Below are 18396 nucleotides of genomic sequence, written 5' to 3'. Positions count from 1 at the left end.
TTTAAAAACTCTAATCATGTATTCACAGAACTTTTAAATAATTAAAATGATCACAAGCAACCCACTTAAGACACCCATCCCTTTGGCCATCTTTTGATATTGATCACCAACTTCTAAAGCATCATGCAACTCACGATCAAGGTGGTGAATGGTTAATTGAATCTGTTTCTGTTGCTGTTCTAAGTCGTGCTGGCCGAGCGTTCGCCCGAACTGCATCAATATTTCTAATTCATTTTTGGTCATAGCATTCATCGTCCAATGTTTTTTTAATTGTGTAGACCACAACGAGAAGAAATCATCCCAGACCCCTTCTTCTTTCAAAATTCCTACGAAGAATGACTGAATCGGCTTTGGCAAATGGGTGGAAAGGTTTTCGCATACTTCTAGGAGTGAAGATTGTCCATATACCATTTCCGCTTCTATCATTTGTAAGGCATTTTTCCATTGCCGAATATGCCCCGGCCGTTTCTTAAATCGCGAAGCCATGTCAAACCCGGCCCATGTAGTGACGGTCAATATGATGACCGCTCCGATCCACTGCATTCAAATCTCTCCCCTTCCATTGAGCAAGTGCTTGTCCTGATTGATCTAAGACCTTGCACCCTCCTTGATTTTCAGGAGATAGCCGATCTAAAACAATGTACCTTTTAAAAACTTCTTCCTCGATCAGCTGTTTTATAGAAGGGCGCTTCTTTACACTTGCAAAATTATGACCATGAACACTACAGATCACTTCCACACCCGTGTAAGTTGCTTCTCTTAATGCTTCCGCATCTTTCATCCCACCGATTTCATCAACAACCAAAACTTCTGGTGACATCGAGCGAATCATCATCATCATTCCTTCTGCCTTCGGACAGGCATCCATGACATCCGTCCTGAATCCAACATCCAGCTGCGGTACCCCCCTCGTACTTGCAGCAATTTCTGAACGCTCGTCCACAATGGCAACTTTTGATGCCAGATTATTGGGATTATCCGATCCAATGTAACGAGCTATTTCACGCAGCAACGTTGTCTTTCCCGAATGGGGAGGTCCGATAACCATCGTACTTAGCCACTGCCCCGATGTATTAAGATAAGGAATAAGTTGTTTGACTTGTCCTGGTGTGGATTTTGCCACCCGAATATTCATAAAGGAAATGTGTTTTAGTGTTTCCACATGATCCTGATGAGTGTTTGCCTTTCCTGCCAACCCCACCCTATGGCCACCTTCTATCGTGATAAACCCTTCTTTCAGTTCATCTTTGAACCTGTAAAGCGAAAACTGACTGATCTGGTTTAAGACGAAAGATAGATTTTCTGCCGTCATCCCTGTGTTATGAATCGACCTATACTGTGTGCTCTCAAGAACCTCTATCGATCGACCGATTCTCAGACGGATTTCCTGTACACTCTTCCAACACACCTCTTTTTTTAAGAGGCGTTGGATAGAGGGTGGAAACAATCGTATAATCTCCTTCATCCTTTTTACTCCTTTATTAGGTTTACTTCATATGTATGTTCCTCTTGCCCGCTTATGACTATGAAAGAATATAAAACTAGAAGATTTTAAGAGAGAGAATAGAGTGGTTAATAGAGGGGAATAGACGTTTTCATTCATTATAAATTCTTAATTACAAATATGTTTAATCATCAAATTTATGCTCATTTAGATCATAACTATCTATATGAGTTGCAGGGGATATTTAGAAAAAGGTTAATCCTAGATTTTCGGTACGGACCATTCTAGAAGTTGGGTGATCATAATCGAGATTAGGGCCTCCACCCCCGATTGCTTTAGACCTCGAGAGGGAACGCGTTGATGTTGTCGATAATCTCTATACTGACATAAGTTCGTCCAAAAAAAAGAACTCATCCCCGAAGGGGACAAGTTCTAATTGTTTATTTATGCACGAGAAACGTATTTACCATCTGTGGTACTAATTACTAATACTTCCCCTTCGTTAATGAAGAAAGGAACTTGAACTGTTAATCCTGTTTCAAGAGTAGCTGGCTTCGTCCCGCCACTAGCTGTATCCCCTTTGATCCCAGGTTCTGTCTCAGTTACTTCAAGTTCCACGTTTTTCGGTAATTCCACGCCGATGGTTTCGCCTTCATAAGATTGAATTTGTACTTCCATATTTTCTTTCAAGTAGTTTAACTGCTCTTGAATGGTCGCCGTTGGAATTTCCACTTGTTCATAAGTTTCCATATCCATGAACGCATGCATATCACCGTTTGCATATAGATACTGCATTTTACGATTTTCAATATGGGCACGTTCTACTTTTTCACCGCCGCGGAATGTTTTTTCCTGAATATTACCGTTTCGAAGATTACGAAGTTTGGAACGGACAAATGCGGCTCCCTTCCCTGGCTTTACATGCTGGAAATCCATGACCTGCCAGATATCACCATCCACTTCAATTGTTAAACCTGTACGAAAATCGTTTACTGAAATCATTTAAGTTCCTCCTTTAAATTACAACGTGATTAATTCTTTAGTAGACTTGCTTAACCGCTCGTTGCCTGTCTTCGTAACAATGGTATCATCTTCGATTCGACAACCACCTACCTCAGGTATATAAATACCCGGTTCGACCGTAACGACCATACCTTCTTGAAGTGTAACATCCGAACGGAATGAAAGCCCTGGACCTTCATGGACATCAAGACCTATTCCATGACCAGTCGAATGACCAAAATACTCGCCATAACCTTTGTCCTTAATATAATCACGTGTCAATGCATCCGCTTCCTTGCCGGTAATGCCTTCTTTTATCCCTTCCATTCCTTTTAACTGAGCTTGTAAAACTGTACTATAAATATTCTTCAATTCATCATTGATTTCACCCACAGCCACAGTTCTTGTAATATCGGAACAATACCCTTTGTAAAGCGCACCAAAGTCAAGGGTTACTAGTTCCCCAGACTGAATTTCTTTTCCAGAAGCGACCCCGTGCGGGAGAGCAGAACGATAGCCTGATGCTACGATAATATCGAAACTGGAAGAAGTTGCTCCTTGTTTTCTCATAAAAAATTCAAGTTCATTTGATACATCAATTTCTTTTACACCAGGCTTTATGTAACCGAGGATATGTTCAAAAGCATCATCAGCAATCTTAACGGCATCCTTTAATATACTAATCTCCTCGTCCGTCTTAATCAAGCGTAATTTTTCAACCATGCCTGATGTTGGGACAAGTTCTGCCTTTAAAACTTCTTTGTATTGTTCAAAAAGTGTGTAAGTAACATGATCTTTCTCAAAACCAATGCGCTCCAACCCTAGTTCTGATGCTTTCTCAGCTACCGCTTGCGGCATTGGCGTTTTATGTTCAACGATGTCAAACTCTTTCGCCTGTTCAGCCGCCTGTTCCGTATAACGAAAATCAGTAATGAGTACAGCTTCTTTTGTTGTCACTAGGAGGGCACCCGCGGATCCGACAAACCCAGAAACATATCTTCTGTTTTTTGGGCTCATGATCAAAAGGCCGTCTAATTCCTCTGAAGCTATTGCTTTTCTTAGATTTGAAAGTTTACTCATGAATCATTTCTCCCTTCACTTTCTATCTTTTGAATCATCCCCAATGTAGCTAAACGATAGCCATCAATACCAAATCCAACCACTTGACCTGAACAAACAGGAGCAAGTATAGAGGTATGGCGGAACGCTTCTCGTGCATGGACATTGGAAATATGAATTTCTACGACCGGTTTAGAGATTGCACTTATGGCATCGCGCAGAGCTATACTTGTATGCGTATAAGCAGCCGGGTTTAGAATAATTCCATCTGCTTCCTCTTCAGCCCTCTGGATCCAATCAACGAGGTCCCCTTCATGATTGGACTGGAAAGTTGTTATCTCAAACTCGCTTTCACCAGCCGTCTCTTCTACGAGCTTCACTACATCCTCAAGAGATTTATTGCCATACGTATCCGGCTCTCTCCTACCCAGCATATTTAGGTTTGGCCCATTGACTAAAAAAAGCCGCTTTGTCCCCATTCCGATCCCACCATTTCCAAAATTGTCATACACTTAAAGTTTATCATATTCTCCCTTCATTTGAATAAGAATTCAATGTCTCATTAAACTCTCTATATTCATAAGAGATGGAATACCCAATGAATACTCCATATAAAATGAACAAACAGACGGTTGTTACCCATGTATCACTGTTAAGTTCCAAGAATGTTGGAATGGCTGGAAATATCGGAGTCAATAATAAAAAAACGAACGCCCATAGCCCTAGGCCAAAGAAGACTCCAGGCCAAATGCCATTTCTCTTTTTCAATACTAAATAATACAAAAGCGCAGTCCCTAATGATAAAATCCCAACAATTAGAACAGCTAATATCTCGGCGAGCCAGGTCCCCGTCCAATCTGTCTGCCAGAATGATCGAAAAATGAAGGAAGCAGACGAAACTTCAGTAAAGTTAAAATAATAAGCGATCGCTCCTAATCCACTCCATAAAACCCCTCCAGTGAATCCCGTAATCATCGCTTTTGCTAACACGCTTTGTTGTGGTTCCTGTTGTCTTTGATCTTTTTGCTTATCAGCCATCTTTATCACCTCTAATTTCATTTTAACCAACACCAATTTTTTCATGCTCATTTCAGGAGATAGGCTAGTTCTTCATCACCATTTGTTGTAAAATAAAAGCCCACCCATTTTTTAGTATTCAAGGGTTTAAAGAAACTAATATGAAGGAAAGAGTTTACTAATAGTACTCTTTTCCCCTACAAAATCAGGATTCGTTCTGCATATTTTATTCTATAAGGGGAAACAATTTTAAATAGCCTATATAAACTTATAATCAGCCGCACCCGATGAGGAAAATGTTGAAATAAGGGTATAATTCAATAATTAGATATTCATAGTCGACCAATATCAGAAGGGAGGAAAAATATCATGCGTAATTGGATGACTCCTGTCATTTATACATTGATCGGTTTAGCCGTCTTCTTTGTTGGTATTCAACTTTTCACGAATACGACAGGCTTTTTAACTTCGATCGTCATGATGATCGGAATTGCCGCTCTCCTTTATGGAGCAATCTACTTTTTCTTCCTCCGCAGGCGTGGTTTCGGTGGGGGCGCTGGTGGTACACGAAATGAGATGAAAAAGTATAAGCAAGCAGTTAAACAATCAAAACAAAAATATAAGCAGCCTACACCAGCAGTCAAAAAAAACCCTCTGCCTAAAACGCAGACAAAGGCTTCATCACTTGGACGTAAAAACCGGAAACGGGCGAATGGGCCTCAACTTCGCGTGATCGAGGGAAATAAGAGCAAAGGAAAAAATCGAGCCACTTTTTAATGGCTCGATTTTCTTTATTTCCACTTATATCTGCATCATCGGGACCACCTTCGTAAAAATTTACTGGCATGTTCACGCCCAAGGTCCATTAATGCTTCTTTTTCTTTTTCACTCATTGCAAAATCAATGGTCTCCACATTATTCACTGGTATAAAGATGATGTCTTTACTCAAAGTCTTTGAAATATATCTGGAATCATGCGCTTGTTGCATGGTCTTGAACAAAGCATGAAACATTTGAATGGCATTTTTTATTCTCTGTTCTGGCAATTTATCCGGTTCATCACTAAGTTTCATACCAATCACCGGTCTAGTTCGGCAACCATCTTTCTTTTCCCAAATCCAAAGTGGAAAGTTACTTAATACACCACCATCGACGATTACAGATTTACCGCGCTTGCCATGAATTTTTACTGGAAAAAAGAAATAAGGAAGCCCCGAGCTCATTCTAACCGCCTTCGCTACTGAAAAAGTAGCTGGATCAATGCCATATACCTTTTTCAAATCATCGGGGATGACAACAATTCTTCCAAGCGTCAAGTCTGAACAGATCACTTTCAATGCTCCTTTTGGGATATCCGCAAACGTACGGACCCCTTTTTCACCCAGCCAGTGCTCAAGGACGGTTTCCAGCTGGTTCCCTCTATATAAACCCATTCGATAATACAAAAGAAGCCACTTCATGAAGGGAAATAGACGGTCTGACAGCGGGACATCAACTAAACTTAAAAAAGATAGGGACTTTAAACGTTCTTTAAGTTCCTTTGCTGAAAACCCAGCAGCTGTCAAACTAGCAAGTATCGCACCAGCAGAGGTTCCTGCAACACGACTAAATGAATAACCCCGATCTTCCAGTTCTTCAAGTGCTCCGATAAATGCCAAGGCTTTTACGCCTCCACCAGAAAAAACACCGTCCACTTTCATTCGCTTCACCCCACTTAGTTCATTATAAACGGCGTGAATGTAAAATAGAACGAAAGGGATCGAATGTGAGTCTATCGTCATTTTTACCGTTGATTTTTGAAGACATCTGTTTACATTAACAAACTGGGCTTACCACTTCCAAAAGCTAAACCCAAACATCAGAGGGACTTTTTTCACAATGAATGTGGACTTCAGCTCTTTTGAGATCAGGTTTAACCCCTCGCCTTATTAAGGAACCTAAGGGTTAAAATTATTGGAACAAAAAAAGACGCATCTACCATGCGCCTCACCATCTACTCCTCATTCTGTTCCTCATTTTTCTTCTGGACTTCCCTCAGGGCTTCCACTCGTTCCGGGTTCTCGTCAAAGTATTGGACAAGATCGCCGATCCGGTCGATGGAGTTCCAACTCATATGATGTTCAATTCCTTCCACATCATCATAAATATTTTCATGATCCACCCCGATAATCTCTAAAAATTGCTCCAAAAGCTCATGACGATAAACGAGCCGTTTGCCCACTTTTTTCCCTTTAGGGGTTAATATTAAGCCACGATATTTTTCATAATTTAAATACTGATCACGGTCAAGCTTTTGAACCATCTTCGTCACGGACGATGGGTGCACCTGGAGATTTTCAGCTATATCAGAAACTCGTGCGTATCCTTTATCTTCTATTAGTATATAGATTTGTTCAATATAATCTTCCATGCTAGGTGTCGGCATGTTGAACCCCCAATACCCTGTCTTATGTATACATTCATCTTCCAAGAAATTACAATTCAAAGCATGTGTTTCTATACATGAAAATGATACACTAGTTTACATTCAGTGACAAGCAAGATCAAGCGTTCCATCCCATCCTATGGATGTTCAACATTTAAAACAAGAAAAAACCGGCCGTACATGCAACGGCCGGTCCCTTACTTATAATCCACATTTAAGTTGTGCGTTACAGTTTGTACATGTATTACACCCACCGATATCTTCAACGGTTCCCTGCCGGCATACTGGGCATGTATCACCGATTTCAGATCCAATGGTCACATTTGTTTTGTCTAACTCATGAATCGTATCCATGAGAACGACACGCGGCTCATTATCTTCTGATTCAAAGAGTTCTGTTTGTTCACCGTCAAAATCATTTTCTTCAGCTTTCAATGACAGTACTTGACTGTCCCTGCTGCCATCTACATATACTGTACCGCCTTTGGCTCCACCACGGTAAAGACGCTGATAAACACGCTCTACTTCTTCCACCGTATATCCCTTTGGAGCATTGACCGTTTTAGAAATACTACTATCCACCCAGCGCTGAATGATACATTGTGTATCAGCGTGAGCTTCTGGTGCCATCGTCATAGCTGTCACGAACCATTCAGGCAGCTCGTTCGGATTCTGCTCGGGATGCTCATCCAGATATTCTTGAAGTATATCTGCTTTCACTTCGATGAATTTACCAAGACGTCCGCTTCGGTAATAGGAAAAGGAGAAATAAGGCTCCAGACCTGTACTCACCCCAACCATTGTTCCGGTGCTCCCTGTCGGTGCAACCGTGAGTAAGTGGGAATTACGAATACCGTATGTGAGAATATCCTGACGAATATCTTCCGGCATTTCTTTCATATACCCTGTGTTAATAAAACGCTCACGTAGTTTTTGTGTTTCTTCATCTGTATTTCCTACTAGGAATGGGAAGCTTCCTTTTTCTTTCGCAAGTTCAATTGATTCACGATAAGCGGTTGTTGCAATCGTTTCAAAAATTTCATCAACCAAGTTATTGCCTTCTTCTGATCCATAAGTGGTCTCACAATAAATAAGAAGATCATGAAGTCCCATTACACCTAAACCGATTCTTCTCTCGCCAAGGGCCTGTACTTTATTCTCTTCAAGGAAATATGGGGTTGCGTCAATAACGTTGTCCTGCATACGCACGCCTCGTCGAACCGTTTTCTTTAATTTGTCTAAGTCCACTTGTTTATTTTCCTTATCTGCGACGCTGGCAAGATTAACAGCAGCCAAATTACAGACAGAATATGGGGCAAGTGGCTGCTCTCCACAAGGGTTTGTTGCTACAACCTTCTGTCCATATGCAGTAGCATTCGTTTTCTCATTCGCATTATCTATGAAGAAAATACCTGGTTCAGCAGAGTATGTGGCACAAATGTTAATGAGATTCCATAGTTCACTTGCTTTGACCGTACGATATGTACGGACACTGAATCCTCGTTTTTGCCACTCACGTACATCTCCACTTTGATGCCATTCCTCATTATAAGTTTTCATTTCTTCTTCTGTATAATTTTCAACATCCGGGAAACGAAGTTCATATTCTGCATCTTTTTCAACAGCATCCATAAATTCTTTTGTTATACAAACAGAAATATTGGCTCCTGTAAGGAACTCAGAATTATGGACCTCGTATGTTCCACCAAGATGGAGCTTCTCTTCTGCCTCCTGAATGCTCTGATCAGTAAAGCCGCCCTGGCCCTGGATATGCTTATAATTGACAACACTTTGGTACAAATCCTTTTCTATTTCTGTAAGAGGCGTAAATTTAAGCTTGTCCTTAGCTAATTGTTTAATCGCTTTATCCTTGGTATTTTCAATAAGAAAACGTAGAATTCTAGGATTTTGCATTTTCGAAATAATAAACTCCAAAATGTCCGGATGCCAGTCTGCTAACATGATCATTTGGGCCCCGCGTCTTGAACCGCCCTGTTCTACGAGGTGGGTAAGCTTGGCTATATCATCGAGCCAGGAAACTGATCCGGAAGATTTCCCGTTCACTCCCCGTGCGAGGGTATTTCTTGGTCTTAGAGTAGAACCATTCGTTCCCACTCCGCCTCCACGGGACATGATTTCCATCACTTGTTTTCTGTGATCTGATATTCCTTCCCTGGAATCCTGGATATACGGCATTACATAACAGTTAAAATAAGTGACGTCTGTCAGAGATCCTGCTCCGTACAAAACACGCCCGGCGGGGATAAAGTTTAATTCTGACAGTTCTTCATAAAATTCTTCAAAGCTCTGTTGTTTTCGTACTGGGTCTGTTTCTACCTCTGAGAGCCCAGCGGCATTACGGAGGGCTATTTGTTCATAATAAACCTCAAGGGGCTTATCAATTGTATCAAGGTTTCGTTTAATTAAACCTGTTTCACGTTCTTCGTCATGCTCGAGAACATTGAGGAATTCGTCTTCTACACGGACAATCGCTTCGTGGGTGTTCCAGTCAATAGAATGGATAAAACCAAATCCTCTTGCCGGGAATTTCGGATCATCTTTTACAGTAAGAACCACAAAATCTCCCTCTGCCAAAGTCAGTTTTTCTGTATCTTTAAAGGCATACCGGTCTAACATAACAAGACGAGAAACACCTTTATGGGTAATGGACATCGATTCAGTAATTTCATGGACTTGTGGGAACTGTCTGATATCCGCATTTAGGCGATCCACATTAATTTTTGTGTGTACATCTGTGGAGGTTGTTGTCTGCATTCTGCATCTCTCCCTTTATTCATAAAACTCATCAGTTAATGATTTGATATATGTAACATACCACATCTATGAAAAAGTAATCAATATATTGTGTTGTGGTAATTTTCAGTCACCATATATTGTGCTGTTGAACGAGTGAGTAGAAACTTGTCAATCAAAAAATCGTGAGATAAATGCCGTATGTCCAAGAGAGTTGAAGAAAAACGTATTTTTAGTCAATTTATTCACCTTTTTCATGATTTGCATCCTACAAAAAAACCTAGTCCTCGACAAAATAGGATTTTCTTTAAATGTTCAATAAAATTTTTTTGAAATACGGTCCATTCCCTCCTATAATAGATAGAGGAATAGAGAAATGAGGGGGAAGGAAACATGGAATTATGGATCTTACTTGGGGCTCTAGTATTAATTATAGCCTTTGGTTTGTATAGATTCTTTAAAGCAAGAAAAATTATGACCACACTATCTGAAAGCGAATTCCGCGAAGGGTATAGGAAGGCACAACTGATTGATGTCCGAGAACCTAAAGAGTTTGATGGAGGCCATATTCTAGGTGCTAGGAACATTCCACTATCACAAATGAGGAACCGTCTCATTGAAATTCGCAAAGACAAACCTGTATATCTATATTGTCAAAGTGGCGCGCGTTCTACTCGTGCTGCAATGATGCTTCATAAGCAGGGGTATGGAGATCTGAACATGCTTGAAGGCGGCTTTAAAAAGTGGACAGGTAAGATCAAAGCGAAAAAATAATGATGACTCCCGGGATTCTCAACCGGGAGTTTTTATTTTGTGCCCACAGATAACTCCTTTCACCTTCTATCTTACTTCCCATTTAGAAGACTGAAATAAAGATACCAAACATACCAGAAGTTGAAAAGATAAAGCCCTGGAACCTAGCCATAAACGCCCAAAGCACCACCCCACCTGGAAAGAAGTATGATTACCCCTCACTTTTGAAGAGAGTCCTTATTCAATTAATCATCTCTCAAAAAACAACTAAAACGGGGTCCTTTATGTGGACCCCGTTTTTTAATCTTCTTTTTGATATCTCAAGACAGGCTTACGTGCTGCTAATGTTTCATCCATACGATTGACAATGGTAGTATGAGGTGCATCTTGAACTTTTTCAGGCTCATTTCTTGCTTCGTTTGCAATTTGTATCATATTATCAATAAAGTCATCCAACGTCTCTTTGGACTCGGTTTCTGTCGGCTCAACCATCAATGCTTCCTCTACATTAATAGGGAAATAGATAGTAGGTGGATGGTAACCAAAATCAAGCAGTCGTTTAGCCATATCCAAAGTACGGACACCTAACTTCTTCTGACGTTTTCCTGACAAAATAAATTCATGTTTGCAATGGCGGTCAAAAGGAAGATCAAATTCTTCCTGAAGGCGGCGCATCATATAATTCGCGTTTAGAACAGCGTATTCACTCACCTTTTTTAACCCTTCAGGACCCATTGTACGGATATACGTATATGCACGCACATTGATCCCAAAGTTTCCATAAAAAGGCTTAACTCGGCCAATGGATTGTGGACGATCATAATCAAATACATATAGCCCATTCTCCACTGTTAAAATTGGTTTAGGTAAGTACTCGGCAAACTCTGCCGTAACACCCACCGGGCCAGAACCAGGGCCTCCTCCGCCATGAGGGCCTGTAAAAGTTTTATGAAGGTTTAAGTGAACAACGTCAAACCCCATATCTCCTGGACGTGCGTAACCAAGTATCGCATTAAGGTTTGCCCCATCATAATAAAGTTTTCCGCCCGCCCCATGGACAATGGATGCCATTTCTTCAATATCTTCTTCAAAAAGCCCGAGGGTGTTCGGATTTGTAAGCATCAAAGCAGCTGTCTTTTCATCTACCACTTGTTTCAGGTCTTCCAGATCCACAAGTCCTCTCTCATCAGACTTAACTGTCACAGCCTCAAAGCCTGCCACGGTCGCAGAAGCTGGATTCGTCCCATGAGCTGAGTCCGGAACGATTACTTTCGTACGATTATAGTCGCCGTTTGCTTCATGGTAGGCACGAATCATCATAAGCCCCGTCCATTCTCCATGAGCGCCCGCTGCTGGTTGTAGTGTCACAGTATCCATCCCCGTAATAGCAGCAAGGGATTCCTGCAGGTCATACATTAAATGCAAGGCACCTTGAACCGTCTCTACCGGCTGATAAGGGTGTATATGACTGAAGCCAGTAAGACGGGCAACATCCTCATTCATTTTCGGATTATATTTCATTGTACAAGAACCTAACGGATAAAACCCAGAATCCACCCCATGGTTACGTTTGGATAGTGCTGTGTAATGTCTTATGATTTGAAGCTCACTTACTTCTGGTAAATTCGGTTCACTCTTTCTGACATATGCCTCTCCAATCATTTCATCCACATCCACTTCCGGTACATCTAATTCCGGCAAACTAAAACCCGTTCGACTCTCTTGACTCAATTCAAAAATCAACGGAAAGTCTTGATTAGTCATGAAGATCACCCACTTCCTTAACGAACGTATCCATTTCTTCTTTTGTTCGGATTTCGGTTACAGCAACAAGCATGCAGCCATTGAGGTTTTCATCAACCTCACCAAGATCGTATCCACCGATAATCCCTTTTGTGAGAAGCTCTTTATTCATCTCTTGAATGTTTTGGTTTAGATTTATAACAATTTCATTAAAAAACGGCCCGTCATAAACAATTTCGATGCCCCTCTTTTGTAATTGTTTTTTTAAATAAGACGTTTTCTGGATATTCATCCAGGCCATCTTTTTCAACCCTTGTTTACCGAGCGAGGACATCGCTACAGAGGAAGCAAGAGCATTCAAAGCCTGATTGGAACAAATATTTGACGTCGCTTTATCACGGCGAATATGTTGTTCCCTTGCCTGTAAAGTCAATACAAAGCCACGGCGGCCTTCCTCGTCAACTGTCTGACCAACGAGACGTCCTGGAACTTTCCTCATTAATTTTTTTGTTGTCGCAAAGTATCCACAATGGGGTCCACCGTATTGAGCAGGGATTCCAAATACCTGGGCATCACCAACAACAATATCTGCTCCAAATTCACCTGGAGGAGTTAAGTAGCCTAATGATAAAGGATTGCTGGATGTGATCATCATGGTTTTCTTTTGTGTATCAACAATAGAACGAATTTCATCTAGAGGTTCAATTTGACCAAAAAAGTTTGGGTACTGGACGACAACACTGGCTGTGTTTTCATCCAGCTCTTCTTCTAGCTGTTTCACATCCGTTTTTCCATCCTTGTGATCTATTTCTATCACTTCTACTCCAGGCCCTTTCACATAGGAATGAATGACAGCCATTGATTCAGGGTGAATCGCTTTTGATACCAATACCTTCTTTTTCTTCGTTTGACCTGCAGATAAATTAACAGCTTCTGCGAGGGCGGTTCCGCCATCATACATAGAAGAGTTCGCAACATCCATGCCTGTCAGTTCACAGATCATCGTCTGAAATTCAAAAATCGCCTGCAATTCACCTTGAGAAATTTCAGGTTGGTATGGAGTGTAAGCGGTGTAAAATTCTGACCTGGAAATAACATGATCAACAATGGACGGTATGTAATGATCGTATACACCCGCTCCAAGGAAAGAGGTATGAGATTTTAAATTTATATTTTTTCCCGCAAGCTCTGTCAGCTCTTTCATTAATTGATATTCATTTTTCGGTGGTTTGATTTCCAGATCACCCTTCAAACGAACGCCTTCCGGGATGTCTGAGAACAATTCATCAGAATCCTGGACACCTATCCCCTTTAGCATTTCCTTTTTATCGGTGTCTGTCATAGGTAAATAACGAAACTCCATACTTCCATCCCCCTCAGTTATCTTTTGTAAAAAGGTGTTTTAACAACTTTGGCTTTCAATTTACGCTTACGTACTTGAACCGTCACCTCTGTGCCTTCTGCTGTATATTGGCTGTTAATCAGAGCGAGACCAACATTTTTACCCAAGGTTGGAGACTGTGTACCAGTCGTTATAAAACCGATAACTTCCTCTCCAGCCAAAACCTCATAGTGTGTTCGCGGGATCCCTTTATCCATCATTTCGATTCCAACCAGTTTCCTAGCAGGGCCTTCTTCCTTTTGTCGTTTTAAAGCCTCTTTACCAATAAAGTCGGTTTCTTTATTCACTTTAACTGCAAAATTCAGCCCTGCTTCTATTGGTGTGACCTTCTCACTTAGTTCCTGACCATACAAAGCTAAATTTGCTTCAAATCGGAGGGTATCCCGGGCTCCAAGACCCACAGGTTTTAATCCGTAAGGCTCGCCTGCCTCAAGAATGGCCTGCCACAACTGAGCTCCCGAATTTGCATGCAGATAGATTTCAAAACCATCTTCCCCTGTGTATCCAGTGCGAGAAATAAGGGCTTCCCCATCTACCCCTTTTAACGTTACCCCCTGCTTGAAACGGAAGAACTTAATGTCTGAAAGGTCTGAATCGGTTATAGTCTGGAGTGTTTGTTCTGCTTTTGGACCTTGAATAGCCAACTGGACATATTCATCAGAGACATCTTCGATGGTTACTTCTTCACCTTGGATGTGTTTCTTCAGCCATTCATAGTCCTTCACACGATTTGCTGCATTCACTACAAGAAGGTACTTATATTCAGCAAGATGATAAACGATTAAATCATCGACTGTGCCACCGTCTTCATAGCACATAATCGTGTATTGGGCTTTCCCAGGTTCTAATTTAGAAACATCATTGGTGAGCATTCTCTGCAAAAAACTAAGGCTATCCTTTCCTTCCACCATTACTTCTGCCATGTGGGATACATCAAACAAACCTGCCGCTGTGCGAGTCGCTTCATGTTCTTCCTTGATGCTCGAAAATTGGACAGGTAAATCCCAACCACCAAAGTCAATGGTTTTTGCTCCCAGCTTTTTGTACTCAGCAAATAAAGGTGTTCGTTTTAAATCTGTCAATAATCCCACTCCTTTAACTGATTTCGCCCATAAAAAAAGAGACTTCACCGCTTGCGCGAGAGTCTCTGTCCGTTTCACCAGAAAGATTGACGTCAGGAAAACCTGACGCTTGCTTCTTGGGTGGTTTGCATACAAAATGCAAACACTCTCCAGAGTTGCGTCCTATAAAGGTCTTTTTGCCTGAGAGATTCACAAATGATTGCTTGCTCCTTCGGCGCCACATACGTGGTCTCTCCCTTTACAGTCATTCGCTTTCGTATTTTTCTAGATTTTACCGGGCATACTATTGTGTAACGTTCACACAATGTTTTGTTTATTTTCAGCACCATTATATCACGCGTCTGTAACAAAAGACATTATAATTCTACAATAATTCACAATCTTTTATCATAAATAATGATGGAGGGTACAACCATGATTGAAATTCATCCAGACCAATCATTCATTCCAACATTGAGCGAAAATTTAAACCATCCTGATAAACTTGCCCCATGGAGTGGGTTTAAACTTGCCTATCAAGCAGCCAAATTTAAGACGGTCCCTAAGTTTGATGGACTACTAGCTCTCGACCACCTTCCCCACGTAGATTTTATGGAACATCAAGTGGAAGCCGCGGAAACTGTTGTCCACCAAATGAATGGACGTGCGATACTTGCTGATGAAGTAGGACTTGGAAAAACATTGGAAGCCGGACTGATTTTAAAAGAGTACATGATTCGTGGAAGAGCTAAAAAAGTGCTCATCTTAACCCCCGCTTCTCTTGTTAATCAATGGATTCAGGAATTAAATGAAAAGTTTTATATCCAGGCAGCGTCTCCTAGAAAAAAACAAGCCTCCTGGGAGGATTGGGATGTCACCGTGACATCTATAGACATGGCTAAAAGAGAAAATCACAAAGAATCGATCCTTGATATCGAGTATGACCTTATCATCATCGATGAAGCGCACAAACTAAAGAATCACCAGACCAAAAACTATCAATTTGTCCAATCCTTAAAGAAAACTTACTGCCTTCTTTTAACAGCCACACCTATCCAGAATAAACTAAGCGACTTGTTTAACCTTGTCTCCATCTTAAAGCCTGGTTACTTAGGTAACTTAACCGACTTCAAAAAGAAATACAGGGAAAACTCTCAGGAAAAGGACAATATCCAGCACATTCACTCCCTAGTTGGTCATTTAATGATTAGAAACCGAAGAAAGGATACTGGACTTGATTCTTCTAAACGAAAAGTGGTCAACGAACGGCTTTCATTTACAGAAGAAGAGATGGAAATGTATAAAAAGTTGGAATCATTGAAGGCGGGACACCCTTCCTTTACATGGCTTACACTGGCAAAAGAACTCTGTTCATCCAGGGAAGCCTGTTACATGTCCTTAAATCAATTAAAGAAAAACGCTTCAGAAGAAAACGCCGTTGTCTATGACGAATATATTGAAGCGATCGGACAGGTCCCCCATCACATAAAAGCCAAACGGATGACAGAGCTGATTGAAAAGACGGGTGAAAAATTTATCGTATTCACTGAATATCGAGCCACTCAGTTTTATTTACAGTGGTACCTACAGCAAAATGGAATTACCTCTGTCCCCTTCAGTGGCAAGTTCAATAAAAGTAAGCGGGACTGGATGAAACAACTATTTAAAACAAAAGCTCAAGTTATGGTAGCTACAGAAGCAGGCGGCGAAGGGATTAATCTCCAATTCTGCCACCATATGATCAATTATGACCTCCCGTGGAATCCAATGCGACTCGAACAACGGATTGGCCGCATTCACCGTTTTGGTCAAGAACACGATGTTAAAATATACAATTTCGCAATCAAAGATACAATTGAAGACCATATTATGAAGATGCTCTATGAAAAAATTGAAATGTTTAAAAATGCGGTGGGAGATTTAGACCATATTCTTGAACAAATCCCCGGAGGGTCATTTGATCATCAAATCCAATCCATTTTAAAACAGTCCGACAGCCAGGGAGAAGTAGATATCAAACTACAAAATCTGGTCAGTTATGTAGAACATACAGTAAATGAGAGGAGGGAATCGAGTTGAATGCCGTCAATCCTTATAAAACGTTTGTTAAACAGTTCTTTCTATCTTATGGTTGCTCCATTATTGACGACCTTCCCTCTCACTTTACTATCCAATTAACGAGTGAGATGGACGAAGAAATTATGAATCGCCCTTTCTATTGGCATTATATGAAGAAAATGAATCGAGAAGGTGATCCTATGCGGCTCACTTTTACAGATACAGATCAGAAGCAGGCTGGAGGCATCTATTTACATGCCGGGACACCTAAACTGCACACCCTTTATAATACCGCAATCAAAAAGGGTAGAACCGCTCGACTTTATGAAGTGATTCATGAATTCACTGCTCAAAACAGGGCTATGAGTCCGTGGCTGATCGTGAATGCGCTTCTTCATTATCGTGGAAAACAAACAAAAGATGAGCCAATTTCTATAGGAATTAACTTAATTCACGGAACGATGATGCTCGGCATGATGGAGAAAATTCAACACATGGATTTTGAACCTACGGTGTCCGACTACACCTTCCCAATGACACCGGTTATATCGTTGTCCAATGCTTATAAACGTATGGAACGACATATTGAAACCTATATAGCCCAGCAGGATAATCAATGGATTAAAGAATCATTGCTGCACCTAAAACAGGAAACGCAACTACTTGAATCGTTTTATGAGTCTGAAGATATCGACCTCGACTCCTTCACTAAAGAACGCGAACAGATAGATAACCGGTACAAACCTTATATTGAAATGGAAGTCATCAATGGTGGAATGTTTTACATCTCACAAGAAACAAGTGCCACCTGGATTCACTAACAGAATCCAGGCCATTTGAATCTATTTCCCCGATAGAATAATAAAAGCCGCTGATCTTCTCAGCGGCCCTTCTTGTTTTTTCAATGGTTGGTGATCTTCCGTTTTCTTCTGAACATCTTTAAAGCAAAAGGGAGAAGTCCGAACCAGTAAAAAGAAGATTTTTTTGAAGGTTTGGCTTCTTTTCTCTGTTGCTTTTCGTCTTTAGACATATGCATGTACTTAACTACTTCTTCTGTCAAAAACTTTACATACTCGTTCTGATTCATGAAAACCCCTCTTTTTCAGCCAGTAGTACTTATAGTATGCTCTTGATTTTCTTATTTTAGACGTGCCCAAATTTCATCAGCGATCTCTTCTGGGGTTTTCCAATCAACGCTAACCACTTCGTTAGCAGCTTCTCTATACAATTTCAATCTATCCTCAAATCGTTGTTTTTTCTCTTTCTCATCTCCCTTCCATAACGGTCGATCCGTATCCGAAGTCAACCGCTCCACGATCGTTTTCCATTCGGCTTTCAAATAAATGCTTAAACCATTTTTAAGGTACTCTCGATTTTCCTCTCTCAGGACAACGCCTCCACCAGTAGAAACAATAGCTTTATTTGTCAGGCTCTTCAAAAACTCTGTTTCCTTATCCCTAAAGAACGTTTCACCATGTGTTTTGAACATTTCCTTAATAGACATTCCACAATTCTTTTCAATGGACTCATCCATTTCTATATATGGCAAATGAATTTTTTTACTTAATTCATTTGCCACTGTCGTTTTTCCACTTCCCATAAATCCAATTAAATAAATCACTAAAATTCCTCCTCTTAAAAATTGTTGCAGGATTTCAAACATTTATGTCGAATAGAA

General features: G+C 40.8%; 18 protein-coding genes and 2 riboswitches. Of the genes, 4 read left to right on the top strand and 14 right to left on the bottom strand.

The genetic code is table 11. From position 1 onward, the window contains the following. Positions 1-33: 33 nt before the first annotated feature. The 6 genes from spoIIIAB to BLW54_RS06440 all read right to left on the bottom strand — a co-directional run bounded on the left by spoIIIAB (position 34) and on the right by BLW54_RS06440 (position 4543). Positions 34-543 (bottom strand): stage III sporulation protein SpoIIIAB, encoded by a 510-nt coding sequence (gene spoIIIAB, locus BLW54_RS06465; RefSeq protein ID WP_035509053.1) that lies wholly within the window; start codon positions 541-543, stop codon positions 34-36. Then, entirely contained in the window at positions 488-1465 is a 978-nt protein-coding gene (gene spoIIIAA, locus BLW54_RS06460) for a stage III sporulation protein AA (protein WP_074733502.1), read from the bottom strand. The genes spoIIIAB and spoIIIAA overlap by 56 nt, the downstream gene beginning before the upstream one ends. 423 nt (positions 1466-1888) lie before the next feature. Further along, on the bottom strand, positions 1889-2446 hold the full coding sequence (gene efp, locus BLW54_RS06455; RefSeq protein WP_035509056.1) for an elongation factor P: 558 nt from the start codon (positions 2444-2446) through the stop codon (positions 1889-1891). An 18-nt stretch (positions 2447-2464) separates the two neighbouring features. After that, entirely contained in the window at positions 2465-3526 is a 1062-nt protein-coding gene (locus BLW54_RS06450; RefSeq protein WP_074733500.1) for a M24 family metallopeptidase, read from the bottom strand. After that, on the bottom strand, positions 3523-3984 hold the full coding sequence (aroQ, locus tag BLW54_RS06445; protein ID WP_074733498.1) for a type II 3-dehydroquinate dehydratase: 462 nt from the start codon (positions 3982-3984) through the stop codon (positions 3523-3525). Before aroQ ends, BLW54_RS06450 begins: the two co-directional genes overlap by 4 nt. A 43-nt stretch (positions 3985-4027) precedes the next feature. After that, entirely contained in the window at positions 4028-4543 is a 516-nt protein-coding gene (locus tag BLW54_RS06440) for a YqhR family membrane protein (RefSeq protein ID WP_035509784.1), read from the bottom strand. 348 nt (positions 4544-4891) lie between these two features. On the opposite strand from BLW54_RS06440, the gene BLW54_RS06435 reads away from it, so the two are divergent. Beyond that, positions 4892-5299, top strand: coding sequence for an SA1362 family protein (locus BLW54_RS06435; RefSeq protein WP_035509061.1), 408 nt, complete (start codon positions 4892-4894; stop codon positions 5297-5299). A gap of 35 nt (positions 5300-5334) precedes the next feature. On the opposite strand, the gene BLW54_RS06430 is transcribed toward BLW54_RS06435, so the two are convergent. The 3 genes from BLW54_RS06430 to BLW54_RS06420 all read right to left on the bottom strand — a co-directional run bounded on the left by BLW54_RS06430 (position 5335) and on the right by BLW54_RS06420 (position 9722). After that, positions 5335-6222 (bottom strand): patatin-like phospholipase family protein, encoded by an 888-nt coding sequence (locus BLW54_RS06430; protein WP_035509064.1) that lies wholly within the window; start codon positions 6220-6222, stop codon positions 5335-5337. A 293-nt stretch (positions 6223-6515) separates the two neighbouring features. Then, positions 6516-6947 carry a transcriptional regulator MntR gene (gene mntR, locus BLW54_RS06425; protein WP_035509066.1) on the bottom strand — a complete coding sequence of 144 codons (432 nt, stop codon included), beginning with the start codon at positions 6945-6947 and terminating at the stop codon, positions 6516-6518. A gap of 201 nt (positions 6948-7148) precedes the next feature. Then, positions 7149-9722, bottom strand: a complete 2574-nt coding sequence (locus BLW54_RS06420; RefSeq protein ID WP_074733496.1) for a vitamin B12-dependent ribonucleotide reductase — start codon at positions 9720-9722, stop codon at positions 7149-7151. Between the two features lie 372 nt (positions 9723-10094). Between BLW54_RS06420 and BLW54_RS06415 the strand changes: the two genes are divergently transcribed. Then, a complete protein-coding gene (locus BLW54_RS06415) occupies positions 10095-10475 on the top strand; it encodes a rhodanese-like domain-containing protein (protein WP_074733494.1) in 381 nt (126 codons plus the stop codon). Positions 10476-10754: 279 nt separating this feature from the next. Here BLW54_RS06415 and gcvPB read toward each other — a convergent pair whose 3' ends face one another. From gcvPB to gcvT, 3 genes are read right to left on the bottom strand one after another with little or no spacing between them, the layout of a single operon-like run. After that, the gene (gene gcvPB / locus BLW54_RS06410; protein ID WP_035509070.1) at positions 10755-12218 is read right to left on the bottom strand and encodes an aminomethyl-transferring glycine dehydrogenase subunit GcvPB; all 1464 of its coding nucleotides are present in this window, start codon (positions 12216-12218) and stop codon (positions 10755-10757) included. Beyond that, complete coding sequence (gene gcvPA / locus BLW54_RS06405) at positions 12211-13560, bottom strand: aminomethyl-transferring glycine dehydrogenase subunit GcvPA (RefSeq protein WP_074733492.1); 1350 nt, start codon at positions 13558-13560, stop codon at positions 12211-12213. The genes gcvPB and gcvPA overlap by 8 nt, the downstream gene beginning before the upstream one ends. 17 nt (positions 13561-13577) lie before the next feature. Then, positions 13578-14681, bottom strand: a complete 1104-nt coding sequence (gene gcvT, locus BLW54_RS06400; protein ID WP_083391489.1) for a glycine cleavage system aminomethyltransferase GcvT — start codon at positions 14679-14681, stop codon at positions 13578-13580. A 63-nt stretch (positions 14682-14744) separates the two neighbouring features. Beyond that, positions 14745-14836: riboswitch (glycine riboswitch) on the bottom strand. Positions 14837-14839: 3 nt separating this feature from the next. Then, a riboswitch (glycine riboswitch) is annotated at positions 14840-14929 on the bottom strand. A 166-nt stretch (positions 14930-15095) separates the two neighbouring features. Between gcvT and BLW54_RS06395 the strand changes: the two genes are divergently transcribed. Beyond that, a complete protein-coding gene (locus tag BLW54_RS06395) occupies positions 15096-16739 on the top strand; it encodes a DEAD/DEAH box helicase (RefSeq protein ID WP_074733490.1) in 1644 nt (547 codons plus the stop codon). Continuing rightward, a complete protein-coding gene (locus tag BLW54_RS06390) occupies positions 16736-17539 on the top strand; it encodes a YqhG family protein (protein ID WP_074733487.1) in 804 nt (267 codons plus the stop codon). Before BLW54_RS06395 ends, BLW54_RS06390 begins: the two co-directional genes overlap by 4 nt. Before the next feature lie 80 nt (positions 17540-17619). Here BLW54_RS06390 and BLW54_RS06385 read toward each other — a convergent pair whose 3' ends face one another. Then, positions 17620-17805: a YqzE family protein gene (locus BLW54_RS06385; RefSeq protein WP_035509077.1), complete on the bottom strand. Its 186-nt coding sequence runs from the start codon at positions 17803-17805 to the stop codon at positions 17620-17622. A 51-nt stretch (positions 17806-17856) separates the two neighbouring features. Next, complete coding sequence (locus BLW54_RS06380) at positions 17857-18339, bottom strand: shikimate kinase (protein WP_051744272.1); 483 nt, start codon at positions 18337-18339, stop codon at positions 17857-17859. Positions 18340-18396: the final 57 nt, after the last annotated feature.

The organism is Halobacillus karajensis (assembly GCF_900108515.1).
Taxonomy (GTDB): domain Bacteria; phylum Bacillota; class Bacilli; order Bacillales; family Halobacillaceae; genus Halobacillus; species Halobacillus karajensis.
This window is presented reverse-complemented; position numbering and strand designations above follow the sequence as displayed.

Excerpts from the sequence above, each read along its gene's own strand:
- BLW54_RS06430 (WP_035509064.1), bottom strand. The coding sequence starts at position 6,222 with ATGAAAGTGGACGGTGTTTTTTCTGGTGGAGGCGTAAAAGCCTTGGCA.
- BLW54_RS06435 (WP_035509061.1), top strand. The coding sequence starts at position 4,892 with ATGCGTAATTGGATGACTCCTGTCATTTATACATTGATCGGTTTAGCC.
- gcvPB (WP_035509070.1), bottom strand. The coding sequence starts at position 12,218 with ATGACTAATCAAGACTTTCCGTTGATTTTTGAATTGAGTCAAGAGAGT.
- BLW54_RS06450 (WP_074733500.1), bottom strand. The coding sequence starts at position 3,526 with ATGAGTAAACTTTCAAATCTAAGAAAAGCAATAGCTTCAGAGGAATTA.
- gcvPA (WP_074733492.1), bottom strand. The coding sequence starts at position 13,560 with ATGGAGTTTCGTTATTTACCTATGACAGACACCGATAAAAAGGAAATG.
- BLW54_RS06385 (WP_035509077.1), bottom strand. The coding sequence starts at position 17,805 with ATGAATCAGAACGAGTATGTAAAGTTTTTGACAGAAGAAGTAGTTAAG.
- mntR (WP_035509066.1), bottom strand. The coding sequence starts at position 6,947 with ATGCCGACACCTAGCATGGAAGATTATATTGAACAAATCTATATACTA.
- aroQ (WP_074733498.1), bottom strand. The coding sequence starts at position 3,984 with ATGGGGACAAAGCGGCTTTTTTTAGTCAATGGGCCAAACCTAAATATG.
- BLW54_RS06440 (WP_035509784.1), bottom strand. The coding sequence starts at position 4,543 with ATGGCTGATAAGCAAAAAGATCAAAGACAACAGGAACCACAACAAAGC.
- BLW54_RS06420 (WP_074733496.1), bottom strand. The coding sequence starts at position 9,722 with ATGCAGACAACAACCTCCACAGATGTACACACAAAAATTAATGTGGAT.
- efp (WP_035509056.1), bottom strand. The coding sequence starts at position 2,446 with ATGATTTCAGTAAACGATTTTCGTACAGGTTTAACAATTGAAGTGGAT.
- BLW54_RS06415 (WP_074733494.1), top strand. The coding sequence starts at position 10,095 with ATGGAATTATGGATCTTACTTGGGGCTCTAGTATTAATTATAGCCTTT.
- BLW54_RS06395 (WP_074733490.1), top strand. The coding sequence starts at position 15,096 with ATGATTGAAATTCATCCAGACCAATCATTCATTCCAACATTGAGCGAA.
- spoIIIAB (WP_035509053.1), bottom strand. The coding sequence starts at position 543 with ATGCAGTGGATCGGAGCGGTCATCATATTGACCGTCACTACATGGGCC.
- spoIIIAA (WP_074733502.1), bottom strand. The coding sequence starts at position 1,465 with ATGAAGGAGATTATACGATTGTTTCCACCCTCTATCCAACGCCTCTTA.